This is a genomic window from Streptomyces sp. UF-297 (assembly GCF_058245575.1).
Map to the genome: position 1 here is coordinate 91,102 of NZ_JBSIBZ010000024.1, position 13,453 is coordinate 104,554.

Sequence of the window (13,453 nt, forward strand, 5' to 3'; positions counted from 1 at the left end):
CCTTATGCCAGCAGCTCCAGCAGCCGGTCCACGTCCCGCCGGCTGTTGTAGAGGTGGAAGGCGGCGCGCAGGTGCCCGGCCCGTACGGAGACGACCACCCCCGCCCGTGCCAGGCGGTCCGCCGCGTCGGCGAGGCCGGGGACGGAGACGATCGCGGAGCCGGGGGCGGGCAGCGGGCGCAGGCCCAGCTCCGTCAGGCCCGCGCGGTAGTGGTCGGCGAGCGCGGTGTTGTGGGCGTGCACGGCCTGGACGCCGATGCGGCCGAGCAGTTCGAGGGAGGGGGCGGCGCCGACGTACGAGTAGGAGGCGTGCGGTTCGTCGAAGCGGCGGGCGGTGTCGGCCAGTTCGCGGACCGGACCGTAGTTGGCCGCCATCGGGTCGGCCGCCGCCACCCAGGTCGCGTGCAGGGCCGTGGGGCGGCCGGCGCCTTCGCCGAGGACGAGGAAGGTGGTGCCGCGCGGGCACAGCAGCCACTTGTAGGCGCCGCAGACCACGAAGTCGAAGTCGCCCGCGCGCAGCGGCAGCCAGCCCGCCGCCTGGGTGACGTCGACGAGGGTACGGGCCCCGTGGGCGCGGGCGGCGGCCCCTACGGCGTCCAGGTCGGCGATCCGGCCGTCCATGGCCTGGACGGCGCTGACCGCGACCAGCGCCGTCCCCGGGCGCACCTCCTCGGCGAGCCGCTCCAGCGGGGCGGTGCGCAGCTTGAGGTCCCCGCGCGCCGCGAAGGGGGTGACCAGGGAGGTGAACTCGCCCTCGGGCAGGAGCACTTCGTCGCCGGGGGCGAGCTGCGCGGCGATCAGCGCGCAGAACACCGCCACCGAGCCGCCGACGGCGACGCGCTCGGCGGGCACCTGGACCAGCCGGGCGAAGGCGGCCCTGGCGGCTTCGGCGGGGCCGAAGTAGTCGCGGCCCATGGTGCCGTAGGAGGCCGACTCCTCGACCGCCCGGCGCAGGGCCGCGGCCGAGGTGGCCGGGAGCAGGCCGCTGGAGGCGGTGTTGACATAGGTCGTCCGGGGCGCGAACTCGTCGCCGCCGAGCCCTTCGATGCTCTGCATGGCTCCACTGTGGTCGGCGAACTGCCCGCCGTCCATGGCGAATTTCCTTCGCAAACCCTCAAGAAGCTCTTATCCGACCAGGTCAGCGCGGTGGAGCGGGTCAGGCGCGGGGCACCTCGCAGGTGCCGTCCGCGCACGCCTCGCCCTCGCCGCCACTCTGTGCGCCCGCCACGATCCGTACGCCGCCGCCCTCGGCGTGGGCCTGCTCCAGCGCCTGGCGGAAGACCTCGGCGGGCTGGCCGCCGGAGATGCCGTAGCGCCGGTCGATGACGAAGAACGGCACGCCGGTGGCGCCCAGTTGCGCGGCCTCGGCCTCGTCGGCGCGTACCGCCCCGGCATAAGCACTCCCGTCCGCCAGCACCCGCCGGACGTCCTCCTCGGGCAGCCCCGCGCCGAGGGCGATCCCGGTGAGCACCTCCACGTCGCCCAGCCGGCGCGCCTCGGCGAAGTTCGCCCGGTACAGGGCGCTGAGCAGCGCCTCCTGCACGCCGTGCTCCTTGGCCAGGTGCAGCAGCCGATGCAGGTCGAAGGTGTTGCCGTGGATGCGGTCGGAGCGGTACGCCAGGCCCTCGCCCGCCGCGGCCTGCGCCACCCGCGCCTCCATCGCCTCGGCCTGCTCGCGGCTCACCCCGTACTTGGCGGCCAGCATCTCCAGCACCGGCACGTCGGTGGCGGGCGCGGCGTCCGGGTCCAGCTCGAAGGACCGGTGCACCACCTCGACCTCGTCCCGGTGGGCGAAGCCGGCCAGCCCCTTCTCGAAACGGGCCTTGCCGATGTAGCACCAGGGGCAGGCGATGTCGGACCAGATCTCGACGCGCATGAGCTGAACTTTCTCCGTGGGACGAAAGGGAAGGGCAAATCAGATACGTGAGAGTTCAAGCATCCGTATCGCCCCATTATTCCCTCCGCCCCCGGTACCGTCCGCACATGACCTCGACTGGAGAACTCCGCGGTTTCTGGGAGAGCGCCGGATCCGCCAAGACCTTCACCCACCCCCTCGACGAGGACCTGCTGCGCTCCCGCGTCCCGTACGAGGCGAGCATCCTGGATTACGGCTGCGGCTACGGGCGGCTGACCGCCGAGCTGGCCGCGCTGGGATACGGGCGGGTGCGCGGCGTGGACTTCTCGGCCGCGCTGATCGCGCGCGGGCGGCGGGAGCACCCCCGGGCCGTACTGGAGCACGTCGAGCGCCTGCCGCTCCCGGCCGCCGACGCCTCGTACGACGCGGCCCTCCTCTTCGCCGTCCTGACCTGCGTACCCGAGGACGACGCCCAGCGCGCCGTCCTCGCCGAGCTGTCCCGGCTCGTCCGGCCCGGCGGGGTGCTCTACCTCAGCGATGTGCCGCTGCAGAGCGACCCGCGGAATCTGGCCCGCTACCGGGAGTACGAGGGGACGTACGGCACCTACGGGGTCTTCGCGACGCCCGACGGCGGGGTGTTCCGGCACAGCGAGCCGCAGCGGCTGCGCGGGCTGGTCCGCGCGCACGGCTTCGTGATCGAGCAGGAGCGCACGGACACCGTGGGCACGCTGGACCAGCACACCGTCGAGCGGCTGCAGATCATCGCGCGCCGTGCGGAGTCCGCTCGTCCAGGGGCAGTACGAGACTGAGGTGGGTGTCGTCGGGGCCGGGCCTGCGGCGCTGGTCGGGCAGCCAGCCGTGCCGGGTGTAGAAGGCGCGGGCGCCGCGGTTGTGCCAGTAGACCTCCAGGCGGGCGGCGGCGAAGCCGGCCGCCTGCCACTTCTCCAGGCAGGCGCGGTGCAGCGCCGAGCCGATGCCGCCGCGCCACTGCTCCGGGTCGACGTGCAGCTGGTAGAGCATGACCTGGTCCGGTGCCGCGCCGTCCTCCCGGCGGAAGGAGGCGACGCCGACGACCGCGCCCGCCCGCTCGGCGCACAGCACGGTCGTGTCCGGGCGCTGGATCGCGCGCGTCCACCCCTCGCGCCAGCGCTCGCGCTCGGCGGGGTTGTCCAGCTGCGCGTCCGGCACCCGGCCGCGGTAATAGCTCGAACGGGCGCGCAGATGCAGGTCGATGACCGTGTCGAGGTCGTCGGGGGTCGCGGTACGGATCATGGTGACGGGGACGCCGGGAAGCCAGTGCATGCTTCTACGCTTCCCCGCCCCGGCCGTCTCTACGGATGCGGCCCACGAGTTCGGGATCACGGTGTGCCCGGGGGCGTCCGGGGGCATGGGGCGCGGCCGAGGACGTCGGGCCGTCAGCCGAAGACACGGTCGAGCTGGTGGTCGAGGAGGGCCAGCGACTGCTCGGCGGTGTGCCGGCCGAGCAGGATCTTGGTCTGCAGGCCGTCGGTGGCGGCCAGGAGCAGCTCGGCCTCGACGGCGGGGTCGGTGGCCGCGGGGACCTGGCCCCGCTCCTGGCCCTGGGCGATCAGGGCGGCCGCCAGGTTCTCCAGGGCAGGCGGCGCGTCGCGCGCGATGGGGGCGAGGTTGGGGTCGGTCAGGAAGCGGACGAAGTAGGCCGCGTAGACCACGTGCCGCATCCGCCGCTCCTCGTCCAGCGGGAGCAGCTCCATCAGGAGCGCGCGCAGCAGCTCGCGCGGGGCGGGGTCCTCGCCGAGCGCCGCGACGCGCTGGGCTTCAGCGCGCTGGCCGTCGGCCTGGCCTTCCTACCCTGTGCGGCGGGGGTGGCGCTGGGCTCCCTGCTCGGCGGGCGGCTGCTGGTACGCCTCGGCGCCCGCGCCCTGATCACCTGTGGTCATCTGGTGAGCGCCTGCGGGATGGTGCTGCTGTGCCGTATCGGTACGCAGGGCAATTACTGGGGCGAGGTGTTCCCGGCCCTGCTGGTCCTCAGCCTCGGGATCGGCCCGGCCCTCGTCGCCGCCTCGGTGACCGCACTGCGCGGCGTGGCCGCACGCGACTCGGAGGTGGCGGGCGCGGTCTACAACGTCTGCTCCGAACTGGGCGGCGCACTCGGCGCCGCCCTGCTGGCCACCATCGTCACCGCCGTCACGGCCCACGGCCTGGCCCTGTACCACCCGGCACCCGAGGCCGCCGTCGACGGCTACCGCACGGCCTTCGCCTTCAGCGCCGCGCTGCTGACCGCTGCGGCGCTGCTGGCGGGGGCGCTGATCCGGGGGCGCCGGCGCTGAGCGGCACCCCTTCAGGGGCGCGGGGCCGCATCGCCATGCGGCTCCGGCGCCCCGTCCACCCGGCGCGGCAGCCCCAGCGGGTTGTTCTCGTGCAGCTCGGGCGGTAGCAGGGCGGGCGGGGTGTCCTGGTACACCACCGGCCGCAGCCATCGCTCGATGGCGGTCTCGCCCACGGACGTGGCCGTCGACGTGGCGGCGGGATAGGGACCGCCATGGTGCTGGGCGGGCGCGACGGCCACGCCCGTGGGCCAGCCGTTGACGAGCAGCCGCCCGGCGAGCGCCGTGAGCCGCTCCAGCAGCCGCGCCCCGCGCCCGCCGGCGCCCGCGCACTCCGCCTCGCTCAGGTGCACGGTCGCGGTGAGGTTGCCGGGAAGCTGCTCCAGTACGGCGGCGGCCTCGGCCTCGTCGGCGTAGCGGGCGAGCACGGTGACCGGCCCGAAGCACTCCTCCAGGAGCAGGCCGTGGGGCCCGTCGCCGTCGGCCAGCCGGGCGGCCGGGAGCGTGAGGAACCCGGCCGTGACGGTGGTGCCGGGCGGCCCGTCCGCGGCGTCGGTCCCTGCCGCCTCCCCCGGCTCACCGGATTCCCCCGCCCCCGGCATCACCGGCGCCGTCACGTCCGGGAGTTGGACCCGCTCCCGTACGCCCGCCAGGAAGGTGCGGCGCATCCGGCGGTCCAGCAGGACGCCCGGCTCGACGGCGCCGACGGCCTTGGCCAGGGCGGCCGCCAGCCGGTCGCCCGCCGGGCCTTCGGGCGCCAGCACCAGCCCCGGCTTGACACAGAACTGCCCGGCGCCCAGCGTCATCGAGCCCGCGAGCCCCGCGCCGATCTCCTCGGCGCGCTCGGCGGCGGCCGCCTCGGTGACCACGACGGGGTTGAGGCTGCCCAGTTCGCCGTGGAAGGGGATGGGGTGCGGGCGGGCCGCCGCCGCGTCGTACAGCGCGCGTCCGCCGCGTACCGAACCGGTGAACCCGGCGGCGGCGACCAGCGGGTGCCCCACCAGCGCGACACCCGCGTCGAAGCCGTGCACCAGCCCCAGCACCCCTTCGGGTATGCCGACTTCGGCGGCGGCGCGGCGCAGCAGGGCGGCGCACAGCTCGGAGGTGGCCGGGTGGTCCGGGTGCGCCTTGACCACGACGGGGCAGCCGGCCGCCAGGGCGCTGGCGGTGTCGCCGCCGGGTACGGAGAAGGCGAGCGGGAAGTTGCTCGCGGCGTACACGGCGACAACGCCCAGCGGGATCTTGTAGCGGCGCAGGTCGGGGCGGGGCGGGGTGAGCGCGGGGTCGGGGTGGTCGATACGGATGTCCAGGAAGGCGCCGTCCGTCACGACCCCGGCGAACGACCGGAGTTGGTGGGCGCTGCGGGCCAGCTCCGCGGTGAGGCGGCCCGTCCCCAGCGCGGTCTCGGCGTCGGCACTGTCCACGACCTGCGGCCCCGCCTCCTCCAGCAGGCGGGCGGCGGTGCGCAGCAGTTCGGCGCGCACCTCCCGGCCGGCCAGCGCCCCGCGGGCCGCGTGCGCCGCGCGTACCGCCGCGTCCACCTCCTGGCGCGTGGCCTCCACGGCAACCCGCTCGCGCCGCTTCCCGGTGCGGGGGTCGACACTCCAGACTGGTGCTGCTTCCACCGCGCATTCCTCCCGAGGAACCGAGCGAACGGAGCGAATCCCCTGCGTTGAGCGGGCCGTACGGGCCGGTTGAACCGGCCGCCGCCGAACGGCCGGTGTTCGTTATGCTGAACGCCGTCCCGGCTGGTGAATCACCGGGGACTCTATGGCGGTCCGAACTGGGGGGTCAAGGGCGATGTCAGCTGCCGAACGTGGTGGATCGCAGGTCAAGTCCGCTGTCCGTACGGTGGAGTTGCTCGAGTACTTCGCGGCGCGCCCCGGCATGCACAGCCTCGCCTCCGTCCAGGAGGCCGTCGGCTACCCCAAGTCCAGCCTCTACATGCTGCTGCGCACCCTGGTCGACCTCGGCTGGGTCGAGACGGACGCCACCGGCACGCGGTACGGCATCGGCGTACGCGCCCTGCTCGTCGGCACCTCCTACATCGACGGCGACGAGGTCGTGGCCGCCGCCCGCCCCACCCTGGACCGGCTCTCCGACGACACCACCGAGACCATCCACCTCGCGCGCCTGGACGGCACCAACGTCGTCTATCTCGCCACCCGCCAGTCGCAGCACTACCTGCGCCCCTTCACCCGCGTCGGCCGCCGGCTGCCCGCCCACTCCACCGCGCTCGGCAAGGCCCTGCTGGCCACGTACACCGACGGGCAGGTGCGCAAACTGCTGCCCGAGACCCTCACCTCCCTTACGGAGAACACCATCACCGACCGCGAGCAGCTCATCGAGGAGCTGCGCGCGGTACGCGAGCAGGGCTTCGCGGTGGACCGCGAGGAGAACACCCTGGGCCTGCGCTGCTTCGGTGTCGCGATCCCGTACCGCACCCCGGCCCGCGACGCGATCAGCTGCTCGGTCCCGGTGGCCCGCCTCACCCCCGGCCACGAGCAGACGATCAAGGACGCCCTCTTCGACGCCCGCGACCGCCTCACGCTCGCGACGCGGCGGCTGTAGAGCGCCCACCTGCCCTACGGCGCTCTTGCGCCCCGCGCGCCCTTGCGCAGGACCCCCCTCCCCCGCGCGGCGGAGGCGGATCCTCAGCGCGGAGGAGGCCGCCGGTGATCATCGGCGGGAGGCTGGGACGCATGAGACCGCCGCCCCGACCGTCCGCCCCCGCGCTGGCCTACGCTGTGCAGATGATCACGGGGAAGCTCGCCGACACCGTCGCCGCGGCGCGCCCGGCCGGGCCAGGGGCCGTGCGGTGGGGGTAGCCGTGCGGCGCATGGCGCTGCGCTGGGTGCACCTCGTCCTGGGCGGCGCGCTGCTGATGCCGTACCACCTGCTGATGCTGGTCCTGATCCCGCTGGCGCTCCCGGACGCCAACCCCTTCCAGGAGCCCGCGCTGCAGTTCGTGGCGCTGGCCGCCGCCCTGCCGCTGGCCGCGGTCACCGCCCTCGCGCCCGTACTGCGGCCCCTGGAGGCGGCCGCGGCCCGGTCGCTGTGCGGCACCCCCAAGGAGCAACTGGCCGAGGGGCCCGCCGAGTCGTGGGCGGCCAAGCGGCGTACGGCGCTGTGGTTCGTCCTGCACCTGGGAGCCGGCGGCATCGTCAGCGGGATGACGCTCGCGGCGCCGCCCGCCGCCGTGGCACTGCTGGCGATGCCCTTCGTGCCCGCGCTGCGGGACGTGGAGTGGGCCTGGGTGCGCGATCTGCACGCCGTGGCCGTCACGGGTCTCGGGCTCGGCCTGCTGGCGCTGGTGGTGGGCACCGCATGGGGCGCCGGGGCGCTGCTGGCCCGCTGTGCGCCCGCGCTGCTGGGGCCCACCCCGGCCGACCGGCTGGCCGCCGCCGAGCGCCGGGCCGCCGATCTGGCCTCCCGCAACCGGCTCGCCCGCGAGCTGCACGACTCGGTGGGCCATGCGCTGAGCGCGGTCACGCTCCAGGCGAGCGCGGCCCGCAGGCTGCTGGACAGTGACGCGGAGTTCGTACGGCAGGCGCTGGCGGCCATCGAGGAGACCACCCGGGCCGCGGTGTCCGAACTGGACACGGTGCTGGGCCTGTTGCGGCAGGACGACGCCCGCGGGCCCGCCTCCCCCGCGCCGACCCTCCAGGCGCTGGAGGAACTGCTGGAGCGCACCCGCGCGGCGGGCGTGGAGGTGCGGGCGAAGGTCACCGGCGAGCGCGACCGGCTGCCCCCGGTGGCCTCCCGCGAGGCGTACCGCATCGTCCAGGAGGGGCTGACCAATGCCCTGCGGCACGCCGGCCGGGTGCCGGTGGAGCTGACCATCGCCGTGCACAGCAAGGAGTTGAGGATCACCATGGAGAACCGGATGACCGGCGCCGGGGCGGCGCGCCCGGGCGGCGGCCACGGGCTGAGCGGCATCGCCGAGCGGGCCGCGCTGCTCGGCGGCGGCGCGCAGTCCGGGCCCCACGAGGGCGTGTGGCGCCTGGCCGTCCGCATTCCGGTGGGGAGCGGCGGATGACCGGCCACGACGAGGGGCAGCGGCGGGAGAGCGGCGGCCCGCAGGAGGCCGCACCGCTGCGTATCGTCCTCGCCGACGACGAGCGCATGGTGCGTACGGCCCTGCGCGCGATCCTGGGCGCCGAGCCGGACATGGAGGTGGTCGGCGAGGCCTCCACCGGTGCCGAGGCGGTGCCGCTGATCCGCGAACTGCGCCCGGACATCGTGCTGATGGACGTCCGGATGCCCCAGATCGACGGCATCCGCGCCACCGAGCAGGTGCTGGCCTCGATGCCCGAGCCGCCGCGCATCATCGTGGTGACCACCTTCGAGAACGACTCCTATGTGTACGACGCGCTGCGCGCGGGCGCCAGCGGCTTCCTGCTCAAGCGGGCCGGGGCGGAGGACCTGGTGCAGGCCGTACGGATGGTGGCGCGCAGCGATTCACTGCTGTTCCCGGCGGCGGTACGGGCCCTGGCGGCGCGGCACGCGGGGGAACGGGCGGCCGACGAGGGCGCGCGGGCGCTGCGGGCGCGGCTGTCCGAGCGCGAGGCGGCGGTACTGCGGCTGATGGCGGCGGGCCTGACGAACGCGGAGATCGCCGGGCGGCTGGGGGTGGGCCCCGCGACGGTCAAGACGCATGTCGCGGGGGTGCTGGCGAAGCTGGGGGTGCGCGACCGGACCCAGGCGGTGATCGCGGCGTACGAGTGCGGGTTCGTACGGCCGGGCTGAGGACGCGGCGCGGCGCGCCCCTCGGGGCCGGGCCGTCCTCACCCGTTCACCGCAGCCGGCCCGTTGGCCGGCCCTCCCGAAAGCGGCGGCACCGGCGTTCGGCGAGCGCGCGGGAGGCGAGCGGGGCCGCGCGCAGCGCGTCGCCGACGGCCGCCAGGTCCGCCGCGCCCGCCAGACCCGCGTGGTAGAGGCGGACCTCGGTGGCGCCCAGGGACGCGGCGTGCGCGGAGTCGGCGGTGAGGGTCGCGGGGCTGCCGCCCAGGCCGGTCACGACGGTGAGGTTGGCCGCGACCGTGCCGCCCAGGCCCTTGAAGGGGGCCAGCGCGTCGGCGCGGTCCGCCGCGCCGCCCGTGCAGGGCACCACCACGCCGTCGGCGTGCGCGAGGACGTCCGCCGGATCCACTCCGGCATCCGCGCCGCAGCGGTGGGCCGCGGGGTCGGCGTGCAGCAGGACCGGGAAGGCGCGGTCCGCGCCGCAGGCGTCCCGGGCCGCGGCCCGTACCGCCGCGACCGCCGCATGCTGCAGGGTGCGCGCGGCGCGCTCGCGCCAGGCCCGTACGACGGCGAAGCGCTCCTGGCCCAACAGCGCCTGGATGTCCGCCCGTTCGCGAGCCCGTTCCCCGCCTTCGCCGCCGTCCCCGCCGGGCGCGCCCGGGCCCGCCCCCGCCCACAGCGGCTCCAGCGCCGCCAGTACGGCCTTCCTCAACTCCTCTGCCGCCACGCCGAGTCGGCCGTACCCCTCCCGGCAGACCTCGCAGAAGCACAGCGACATCAGATACCCGCCCGCGCCGCCGAGCGGCACCCCGCCGGTCTTGTCGTGGGCGTGCAGATGCGCGAACCCGTACCAGCCGCAGGACTCCAGCTCGGTGCCGCAAGTGCCGGGCCGGACGGCGGCCTCGGCGGCCAGGTCGGTCAGATAGGCGAGGACCTCGGGGCGGGCGATGCACGGGGCCCAGGGGTACCCGTCGCCGTAGGCGTTGCGGACGCGGACAGCCGGATTCTCCTCCCCCAGGCGGGAGTTGTGGGCCAGCACCACCCAGGAGTGCACCTCGATGCCGGCCTCCGTCAGGGCGCGGGCCGCCTCGCCGTACGGGTCGGCGCCGCCGGTCCAGTCCTGGGGGAAGGGGCGCAGCGCGCGGCCCGCCCAGCGTGCGGCGTCCGGTGGGTACAGGACCGCGGAGTGGCGGGCGGTGACGACGCGGTGCAGGGGGTGGCGGGGCGTGAGCGCGCGGGTGGAGTGGTAGGCGGCGGCCAGGGTGACCTGCCGGATGCCCAGGGCGGCCAGGCGGTGGGCGGCGTCCGGGTCGCCGGCCACGTCCCAGGGGTAGAGGAAGGCGGCCGCGCGCATCACGCGCCGCCTCGGGCCGCCGCGGTGGTGTGCGGGCCCCGCGCCACCAGGTCCAGGCCGCGCTCCAGCAGCTCCGCCAGTTCCTTGATGTGGTCCGGGGACGGCTCGCTCAGCGGTGGCCGTACCTCGCCCACGTCCGCGCCGCGCAGCCGTACGCCCGCCTTGACCAGCGATACGGCATAACCGCGGCCCTGCGCGCGCAGTTCGGCCAGGGGGCGGTAGAAGCCGTCCAGCAGGCGGGCGACGGCCGTGTCGTCCCCGCCGGTCAGCGCCCGGTGGAAGGCGAGGGCGATCTCGGGGGCGAAGGCGAAGACCGCGGAGGAGTACAGGCGCACCCCCAGGCCCCGGTAGGCCAGGGCGGTGACTTCGGCGGTGGGCAGGCCGTTGAAGTAGCCGAAGCGGACGCCGGGTGCCTGGGTGCGCACGGCGCTGATGATGCGCTGGAGCAGGTCGAGGTCGCCCAGGCCGTCCTTGAGGCCGATGATCCCCGGGGTCCTGGCCAGCTCGACGGCGGTGCGCGGGGCGAAGACGGCGTTGTCGCGCTGGTAGACGATGACGGGCAGGCGGGTGGCGGCGGCGAGTCGGGTGTAGTGGCGCAGCAGCCCCTGCTGGCCGGGCAGGACGAGGTACGGGGGCAGGGCGAGCAGTCCGTCGGCGCCGGCGTCCTGCGCGAGGCGGGCGAGGTGGGCGGCGAGCGCGGTGCCGTATCCCGTACCCGCCACCACGGGCACCCGGCCTGCCGTCTCCCGGACCGCGGCGGCGACGCAGGCCGCGTACTCCTCGGGCGTGAGCGCGTGGAACTCGCCGGTGCCGCAGCACGCGAAGACGGCGCCCGCGCCCGCCGCCACACCGGCCCGCACATGGGCGCGGAAGGCGTCCAGGTCCAGCGCGCCGTCGGGCGCGAAGGCGGTCACGGGAAAGAACAGCAGTCCGTCGAGGCGTTCGGCGAGCGGCGGCGCTCCGGTCACGGGCTCTCCCTGGCATGCGGGTGCACGTTTGTGATCAGTGTCCATATTCCTGAACGCGGCCACGCTAGAGCAGCCCCGAGCCACCGGTCAAGAGCCCCAAACCCCGCTCCCCTCACGGCATTTGACCCGACCACCGCCACTGTCGACCGCCCCCGGCCAACCGTCTTGACCGCCTCTCGGACCGCTCCCTACGGTGTCCTCAGCGTCCACAGTTCACGGTTCTGAATGACCGCCGCGCATCCGGCCCCCTGCCGCCCGTCGGAGGAGCACCGCCCATGACCGCAGCACCCCGCACCGTCCTGCTCACCGGCGCCGCAGGCGGCATCGGCACCCAGATGCGCCGGCTGCTGCCTCCGTACGGATACGCGCTGCGCCTGTTCGACCAGCGGCCCATCGAGGACGCGCCGGACGCCGTCACCGCCGACCTCGCCGACAAGGACGCGCTGCGCGAGGCGGTGCGCGGCGTCGACGCCGTCGTCCACCTCGCCGGGATCTCCCTGGAGGCCCCGTTCGAGAAGATCCTGCGCGCCAACATCGAGGGCACCTACCACCTCTACGAGGCCGCGCGGGAGGAGGGCGTACGCCGTGTCGTCCTCGCCTCCTCCAACCACGCCGTCGGCTTCGCGCCGCGCCCGGCGGACGGCTCCGCCGCCCTCCCCGTCGACATCCCGCACCTCCCGGACACCTTCTACGGTCTGTCCAAGGCCTTCGGCGAGGACCTCGCCTCCCTGTACTGGAACGTGCACGGCATCGAGACCGTCTCGCTGCGCATCGGCTCCTGCTTCCCGCGGCCCACGACCGTACGGATGCTCTCCCTCTGGCTGAGCCCGGCCGACGGCGCGCGGCTGCTGCACGCCGCCCTGTCCGCGCCGGGCGTGGGCCACACCGTCGCCTACGGCTCCTCCGCCAACACCCGCCTGTGGTGGGACCTGTCCAGCGCCCGCGCCCTGGGGTACGAGCCCCAGGACGACTCCGAGCGGTACGCCGCCGAACTGCTCGCCGCCCACGGCCCCCTCGACCCGGCCGACCCGGAACACGCCCACCTCGGCGGCTCGTTCTGCACCGACCCGCCCCAGTGGCCGTACTGACACCGGCCCGTACCTCAGCAGAAACACCAGGTCACCGAAGGTGACGTGGCCCATGCCACGTCACGCAACCCTCGATCACCACACGGCGTCCTTGAGTGCGTACCAACCTTCTGCTCGGGAACGAGGAACGCATCATGGGCATCGTCAGCTGGCTCGTACTGGGCCTGATCGCGGGCGTCATCGCCAAGGTCCTGCTGCCGGGCCGGGACCCGGGCGGCCTCGTCGGCACCACCCTCATCGGCATCGCCGGCTCCTTCATCGGCGGCTGGCTCTCCACCAAGATCCTGGACAAGCCGATACCGAAGGACTTCTTCGAGCCCTCGATGTGGATCGCCGCCATCGCCGGCTCGCTGGTCCTGCTGATCGCCTACCGCCTGCTGTTCGGCAACTCCCGCGAGCGGCGCTGACGCTCGCGGCTGCCGGGCGGCGGCCGCGGTACGGCCGCCGGTCGACGCAGCAACGGGCGGGGCGGGAGAGGCCGCGGGCAAGCCGCGGTAAAGATGGCGGTAAAGAGCCCGGGTAATGGAACCGTAAAAGCAGGCCGTTCGTTACCCCTGGCATGACCGCTATGACACCTGGCTCGAACCTCCCGCTCTCTGCCCGGCGGGTGGCGGTGGACGTCACCGCCCCCGTGCGGCTGGACGTGTCGGGCCTGCTGCTCACCGCCCAGGGCAAGGTGCGCTCCGACGACGACTTCGTGTTCTACAACCAGCCCAGCGGGCCCGGTGTGACGCACGGTTCCGCGGCCGGCGCCGACACCATCACCGTCGACACCGCCGCCGTTCCGGCGGACATCGAGAAGATCGTCGTCACCGCGAGCCTGGACACCCCCGGCGCCACCTTCGCCGGCACCGAGCCCACCGGCACGGTCCGCAACGCCGACGACGGCAGCGTCATCGCCAGCTTCACCCCGCCGCAGCTGGGTGCGGAGACCGCTCTCGTGGTGATCGAGGTCTACCGCCGCAACGGCGCCTGGAAGGTGCGCGCGGTCGGCCAGGGGTACGCCAACGGGCTCGCCGGGATCGCCACGGACTTCGGGGTGAGCGTCGAGGAGGAGCCCGCCGCCGCGCCGGCGGCCCCGCAGGCTCCCCCGGCCGCGCCCGCCGCGCCGCCCGCGCCCCCCGCCGGGCAGTGGGGCCC

General features: G+C 74.9%; 15 protein-coding genes. 8 read left to right on the plus strand and 7 right to left on the minus strand.

Going from position 1 to position 13,453, the window contains the following annotated elements; genetic code table 11:
• Window positions 1–2: 2 nt before the first annotated feature.
• Window positions 3–1,091 carry an aminotransferase class V-fold PLP-dependent enzyme gene (locus AC4IJH_RS16785; RefSeq protein ID WP_490852515.1) on the minus strand — a complete coding sequence of 363 codons (1,089 nt, stop codon included), beginning with the start codon at window positions 1,089–1,091 and terminating at the stop codon, window positions 3–5.
• Window positions 1,092–1,155: 64 nt separating this feature from the next.
• Entirely contained in the window at window positions 1,156–1,875 is a 720-nt protein-coding gene (locus tag AC4IJH_RS16790) for a DsbA family oxidoreductase (RefSeq protein WP_490852516.1), read from the minus strand.
• 107 nt (window positions 1,876–1,982) lie between these two features.
• Here AC4IJH_RS16790 and AC4IJH_RS16795 point away from each other — a divergent pair, with 107 nt between their 5' ends.
• Entirely contained in the window at window positions 1,983–2,663 is a 681-nt protein-coding gene (locus AC4IJH_RS16795; RefSeq protein ID WP_490852517.1) for a class I SAM-dependent methyltransferase, read from the plus strand.
• On the opposite strand, the gene AC4IJH_RS16800 is transcribed toward AC4IJH_RS16795, so the two are convergent.
• Together AC4IJH_RS16800 and AC4IJH_RS16805 are read right to left on the minus strand one after the other, a co-directional pair.
• Window positions 2,614–3,156: a GNAT family N-acetyltransferase gene (locus tag AC4IJH_RS16800; RefSeq protein ID WP_490852518.1), complete on the minus strand. Its 543-nt coding sequence runs from the start codon at window positions 3,154–3,156 to the stop codon at window positions 2,614–2,616. The genes AC4IJH_RS16795 and AC4IJH_RS16800 overlap by 50 nt on opposite strands.
• A gap of 113 nt (window positions 3,157–3,269) precedes the next feature.
• Window positions 3,270–3,554, minus strand: a complete 285-nt coding sequence (locus AC4IJH_RS16805; protein ID WP_490852519.1) for a TetR family transcriptional regulator C-terminal domain-containing protein — start codon at window positions 3,552–3,554, stop codon at window positions 3,270–3,272.
• Here AC4IJH_RS16805 and AC4IJH_RS16810 point away from each other — a divergent pair.
• Window positions 3,546–4,163: an MFS transporter gene (locus AC4IJH_RS16810; protein ID WP_490852520.1), complete on the plus strand. Its 618-nt coding sequence runs from the start codon at window positions 3,546–3,548 to the stop codon at window positions 4,161–4,163. The genes AC4IJH_RS16805 and AC4IJH_RS16810 overlap by 9 nt on opposite strands.
• A gap of 11 nt (window positions 4,164–4,174) precedes the next feature.
• Here the strand turns inward: AC4IJH_RS16810 and AC4IJH_RS16815 are convergent, their stop codons facing one another.
• Window positions 4,175–5,785: an aldehyde dehydrogenase family protein gene (locus AC4IJH_RS16815; RefSeq protein ID WP_490852521.1), complete on the minus strand. Its 1,611-nt coding sequence runs from the start codon at window positions 5,783–5,785 to the stop codon at window positions 4,175–4,177.
• A 175-nt stretch (window positions 5,786–5,960) separates the two neighbouring features.
• Between AC4IJH_RS16815 and AC4IJH_RS16820 the strand changes: the two genes are divergently transcribed.
• The 3 genes from AC4IJH_RS16820 to AC4IJH_RS16830 all read left to right on the plus strand — a co-directional run bounded on the left by AC4IJH_RS16820 (window position 5,961) and on the right by AC4IJH_RS16830 (window position 8,909).
• On the plus strand, window positions 5,961–6,731 hold the full coding sequence (locus AC4IJH_RS16820) for an IclR family transcriptional regulator (protein ID WP_490852522.1): 771 nt from the start codon (window positions 5,961–5,963) through the stop codon (window positions 6,729–6,731).
• A gap of 268 nt (window positions 6,732–6,999) precedes the next feature.
• Window positions 7,000–8,199, plus strand: coding sequence for a sensor histidine kinase (locus tag AC4IJH_RS16825; RefSeq protein WP_490852531.1), 1,200 nt, complete (start codon window positions 7,000–7,002; stop codon window positions 8,197–8,199).
• Complete coding sequence (locus AC4IJH_RS16830) at window positions 8,196–8,909, plus strand: response regulator transcription factor (RefSeq protein ID WP_490852523.1); 714 nt, start codon at window positions 8,196–8,198, stop codon at window positions 8,907–8,909. The genes AC4IJH_RS16825 and AC4IJH_RS16830 overlap by 4 nt, the downstream gene beginning before the upstream one ends.
• Window positions 8,910–8,955: 46 nt before the next feature.
• Here the strand turns inward: AC4IJH_RS16830 and AC4IJH_RS16835 are convergent, their stop codons facing one another.
• Together AC4IJH_RS16835 and AC4IJH_RS16840 are read right to left on the minus strand one after the other, a co-directional pair.
• Complete coding sequence (locus AC4IJH_RS16835; protein WP_490852524.1) at window positions 8,956–10,257, minus strand: hypothetical protein; 1,302 nt, start codon at window positions 10,255–10,257, stop codon at window positions 8,956–8,958.
• Window positions 10,257–11,270 carry a 5-dehydro-4-deoxyglucarate dehydratase gene (locus AC4IJH_RS16840; protein WP_490852525.1) on the minus strand — a complete coding sequence of 338 codons (1,014 nt, stop codon included), beginning with the start codon at window positions 11,268–11,270 and terminating at the stop codon, window positions 10,257–10,259. The genes AC4IJH_RS16835 and AC4IJH_RS16840 overlap by 1 nt, the downstream gene beginning before the upstream one ends.
• Before the next feature lie 230 nt (window positions 11,271–11,500).
• Here AC4IJH_RS16840 and AC4IJH_RS16845 point away from each other — a divergent pair, with 230 nt between their 5' ends.
• From AC4IJH_RS16845 to AC4IJH_RS16855, 3 genes are all read left to right on the plus strand, one after another.
• Window positions 11,501–12,313, plus strand: a complete 813-nt coding sequence (locus AC4IJH_RS16845) for an NAD-dependent epimerase/dehydratase family protein (protein ID WP_490852526.1) — start codon at window positions 11,501–11,503, stop codon at window positions 12,311–12,313.
• 134 nt (window positions 12,314–12,447) lie between these two features.
• Window positions 12,448–12,720 (plus strand): GlsB/YeaQ/YmgE family stress response membrane protein, encoded by a 273-nt coding sequence (locus AC4IJH_RS16850; protein WP_490852532.1) that lies wholly within the window; start codon window positions 12,448–12,450, stop codon window positions 12,718–12,720.
• A 161-nt stretch (window positions 12,721–12,881) separates the two neighbouring features.
• On the plus strand, window positions 12,882–13,453 hold a 572-nt coding region (locus AC4IJH_RS16855; protein ID WP_490852527.1), incomplete at its 3' end, for a TerD family protein.

Bases quoted from the DNA above. Each gene is read 5' to 3' on its own strand.
- AC4IJH_RS16785 (WP_490852515.1), bottom strand. From the start codon at position 1,091: ATGGACGGCGGGCAGTTCGCCGACCACAGTGGAGCCATGCAGAGCATC.
- AC4IJH_RS16790 (WP_490852516.1), bottom strand. From the start codon at position 1,875: ATGCGCGTCGAGATCTGGTCCGACATCGCCTGCCCCTGGTGCTACATC.
- AC4IJH_RS16795 (WP_490852517.1), top strand. From the start codon at position 1,983: ATGACCTCGACTGGAGAACTCCGCGGTTTCTGGGAGAGCGCCGGATCC.
- AC4IJH_RS16800 (WP_490852518.1), bottom strand. From the start codon at position 3,156: ATGCACTGGCTTCCCGGCGTCCCCGTCACCATGATCCGTACCGCGACC.
- AC4IJH_RS16805 (WP_490852519.1), bottom strand. From the start codon at position 3,554: ATGCGGCACGTGGTCTACGCGGCCTACTTCGTCCGCTTCCTGACCGAC.
- AC4IJH_RS16820 (WP_490852522.1), top strand. From the start codon at position 5,961: ATGTCAGCTGCCGAACGTGGTGGATCGCAGGTCAAGTCCGCTGTCCGT.
- AC4IJH_RS16825 (WP_490852531.1), top strand. From the start codon at position 7,000: ATGGCGCTGCGCTGGGTGCACCTCGTCCTGGGCGGCGCGCTGCTGATG.
- AC4IJH_RS16830 (WP_490852523.1), top strand. From the start codon at position 8,196: ATGACCGGCCACGACGAGGGGCAGCGGCGGGAGAGCGGCGGCCCGCAG.
- AC4IJH_RS16835 (WP_490852524.1), bottom strand. From the start codon at position 10,257: ATGCGCGCGGCCGCCTTCCTCTACCCCTGGGACGTGGCCGGCGACCCG.
- AC4IJH_RS16840 (WP_490852525.1), bottom strand. From the start codon at position 11,270: ATGGACACTGATCACAAACGTGCACCCGCATGCCAGGGAGAGCCCGTG.
- AC4IJH_RS16845 (WP_490852526.1), top strand. From the start codon at position 11,501: ATGACCGCAGCACCCCGCACCGTCCTGCTCACCGGCGCCGCAGGCGGC.
- AC4IJH_RS16850 (WP_490852532.1), top strand. From the start codon at position 12,448: ATGGGCATCGTCAGCTGGCTCGTACTGGGCCTGATCGCGGGCGTCATC.